Here is a 2,962-nt window from a genome sequence, read left to right as displayed (position 1 = left end):
ACGGTCCACGCCGGCGCAGTAGCCGCGCGGGGCTGCCAGAAGGACCTTTTTGGGACCGGCGACCGGGGCCGCGGCCAGGACGTCTTCCGGGGAACGCCGCCTGCGCGGAACGGATGGCATCGGAACGGAGACAGCGGTGGTGGTCATGCTCCCATGCTACCGGTGTTCAATCCTGCCCCGTTTGCGGCCGCCGGCGACCCGGACAGCCACTCCCGTGGCTACCAGCGCTGCTCCCGCGACGGCAGCAGCGACGATCCACTGGCCGAAGCTGGCAGAGCACGCCGCGACGAACTCGTTCTTGAACAGCTCCGCCACATCGTTACCGCTCGAGGTCCCGGCGACAGCGGCGCCGGCGGCATCGCTGGCAAGCTTCCATACCCCCGCGAGCACCAGCGTCCCAACGCCCATTCCGACCAGCACGGTCCACCGGCGTCGGGCCGCAACGAACGCCAGAATGAAGGCGATGGCCGCGCCGACGGCAACGGCGTAGCCCATCGGGGCGTAGACGGTGACGCGTTCGATCATCTGGCGCTGGTCGGACTGCCCGATATGGATCAGCACCTGGCCGGGCGCCTCCAGCGGAAGGGTGGTCGCCGCAGTGACCTGCTTGGCCACCAGCCCGGCAAGCGGCGCGACATCCAGGGTGAGCGAGGACGAGCCGTCAACCTCCGGCGGCAGCGTGCTGGGGTCGGCGAACGTGAGGCGGTGGCTCTTGCGCAGGGTTTCAGCCCAGGCCTCGGGGTAGCCGGGCAGTCCCGTCAGCGAGCGCGCCGCGCTGTCCAGGACCGGCCGGGCCAGCTCCGTGAAGGCTTCGGGAATGCCGGCGCTGGCGGCCAGGCCGTCGACGGCGGCCGCGGCCAGCCGCTGCTGGAACGCCGGGTCCTTGCCCAGCGGCGCGGTCAGGGCAACGAAGCCCTCTTCCTGGACGATGTTCTGGTCCACCCACATGGCTGGAACGGCGACGGCTGCCATCAGGAGCCCGATGAGGACGGCGACGGCAGAGACAAAAGTGCGCAAGGGATTCCTAGGAGGTTGATGGCATCCCTCCCATCCTAGGGCGGGGCCGGGCGCGGCCCTAAAGTCGGACCCCGGTGGTAGAGCTATGGATAGAGTTGACAGAGACAACTTCCGGCTGCCGGCCGGCCCACCCGCCGGGGAGCGGGCCGCCGGCAGTCCCGGTGTAAGGACATGCAGTAAACGGCACGCAGCAAAGGACACGCACACATATGCACAAGGCACTCCACCAGGCACTCCCGGCCATGGAGCCCACGCATGCCTGAGGACGCGGCGGCGGCCACCACGCTACCGGCCACCGCGGCCCAAACCAGTCCGGACAACCCCTGGCCGCTGCAGTTGCTGTCCCAGAAGCTCAAGATGCATATCGACCGCGCGCCCTCGGCATGGGTTGAGGGGCAGGTAATCGAACTCAACCGGCGTGGCAGCAACGCCTACCTGACCCTGCGGGACATCGACGCCGAAATCTCGCTGCCGGCATCGGTCTGGACCACAGTGCTGGACCGCCAGGCCGCCCCGCTGGAACGCGGTTCCCGGGTTGTAGCCCTGATCAAGGCCGAATTTTGGCTCAAGACGGGCCGGCTGAACATGTCTGTGAAGGACATCCGGCCCGTGGGCCTCGGCGACCTCCTGGCCAGGATCGAGCGGCTGCGCCAGGCCCTCGCCGCCGAAGGACTCTTTGCCGATTCGCGCAAAAAGCGACTTCCACTGCTCCCGCACCGGATCGGCCTGATCACCGGCCGCGACTCTGACGCCAAGAAGGATGTACTGCGCAATGCCGCCCTGCGCTGGCCGGCCGTCGAATTCGAGATCCGCGAAGTAGCGGTCCAGGGGAACACCGCCGTAGCCCAGATGATCGCGGCCTTGCGGGAACTCGACGCCCACCCCGTGGTCGACGTCATCGTCATCGCCCGCGGCGGGGGCGCCCTCGAGGACCTGTTGCCGTTCAGCAGCGAGGAACTCATCCGGGCCGTCGCGGACGCGTCCACCCCCGTGGTGAGCGCGATCGGGCACGAAGCGGACCGGCCTATCCTCGATGACGTCGCAGACCTCAGGGCATCAACGCCCACCGACGCCGCGAAGAGGATAGTTCCCGACGTCGCCGAGGAGCTTGTCAGGGTCCGGCAGGCACGGGACCAGCTCCGTCGCGGGGTCACCCGGCTCGTTGAACGCGAGGGCGACCGGCTGGCCTCCCTGCGTTCGCGCCCCGTGCTGCTCTCCCCCGACGTCATGATCAGCCAGCGCCACGAGGACGTCGAACGGCTCAAGGTCCGCTCGCACTCGGCGATCAGCGCCGCCGTCGTGCGGGCAGCGGACCAACTGGTCCACCTCAAGGCGCAGGTGCGCGCACTCTCGCCGCAAAAGACACTGGATCGCGGCTACGCGGTGGTCCAGCTCGCCGGCGACGGAAACGCCCCCGCGGCGCACCGGGACGTTGTGCGCCATCCGTCCCAGGTGCCCGCCGGCACGGACCTCACGGTTCGGGTGGCCGGCGGCCGGTTCACGGCCCAATCCACCGGCGGCCAGGAACCGGCCGAGGAATAACCCCGGCGGACGGACGTGCCCACACGGCCACCCGTCAGCGCCCCGAACAGGCACCACCGTCAGCACCACAGACAGCGTCACCGCGGCACAAACCGCGACAATCAAGGAGCACCCACATGGCAGCAGAACCCAACCCGAACGCCGACATCGAGGCCCTCAGCTACGAGGACGCCCGCGAGCAGCTGGTCGCCGTGGTGGGCAAGCTGGAGGCCGGCGGCGCAAGCCTGGAGGAATCGCTTGCGCTGTGGGAACGCGGCGAAGCGCTGGCCAAGCGCTGCGAACAGTGGCTGGAAGGTGCCCGCAAGCGGCTCGCCGCGGCCCGGGACCAGGCCGCGGACAAGAAGTAGGCGCCGGCACGCCGCGGCGTGCCGGTTCCCTCCGTATTAGGAGCGCTCGACCAGAT

Annotated in this window: 3 protein-coding genes and 1 pseudogene; 2 read left to right on the top strand and 2 right to left on the bottom strand. The window is 69.3% G+C overall.

The genetic code is table 11. From position 1 onward, the window contains the following. Both LQV45_RS23510 and LQV45_RS23505 read right to left on the bottom strand, forming a co-directional pair. A pseudogene (locus tag LQV45_RS23510) lies at positions 1-147 on the bottom strand (4-hydroxy-3-methylbut-2-enyl diphosphate reductase); the annotation flags it as partial. Between the two features lie 9 nt (positions 148-156). Further along, positions 157-1,017 carry a hypothetical protein gene (locus LQV45_RS23505; RefSeq protein WP_230009061.1) on the bottom strand — a complete coding sequence of 287 codons (861 nt, stop codon included), beginning with the start codon at positions 1,015-1,017 and terminating at the stop codon, positions 157-159. 255 nt (positions 1,018-1,272) lie between these two features. Between LQV45_RS23505 and xseA the strand changes: the two genes are divergently transcribed. Then, a complete protein-coding gene (gene xseA, locus LQV45_RS23500; protein ID WP_230009060.1) occupies positions 1,273-2,559 on the top strand; it encodes an exodeoxyribonuclease VII large subunit in 1,287 nt (428 codons plus the stop codon). Positions 2,560-2,675: 116 nt separating this feature from the next. Further along, the gene (locus LQV45_RS23495; RefSeq protein ID WP_230009059.1) at positions 2,676-2,906 is read left to right on the top strand and encodes an exodeoxyribonuclease VII small subunit; all 231 of its coding nucleotides are present in this window, start codon (positions 2,676-2,678) and stop codon (positions 2,904-2,906) included. Positions 2,907-2,962 lie beyond the last annotated feature (56 nt).

Source organism: Microbacterium sp. Bi128 (assembly GCF_918698205.1).
The sequence above is the reverse complement of the archived record's forward strand: the minus strand, read 5'-3'. Positions and strand labels throughout refer to the sequence as shown.

What these genes read in the sequence shown, in the direction of transcription:
- LQV45_RS23495 (WP_230009059.1), top strand. Translation starts at nt 2,676, where the DNA reads ATGGCAGCAGAACCCAACCCGAACGCCGACATCGAGGCCCTCAGCTAC.
- xseA (WP_230009060.1), top strand. Translation starts at nt 1,273, where the DNA reads ATGCCTGAGGACGCGGCGGCGGCCACCACGCTACCGGCCACCGCGGCC.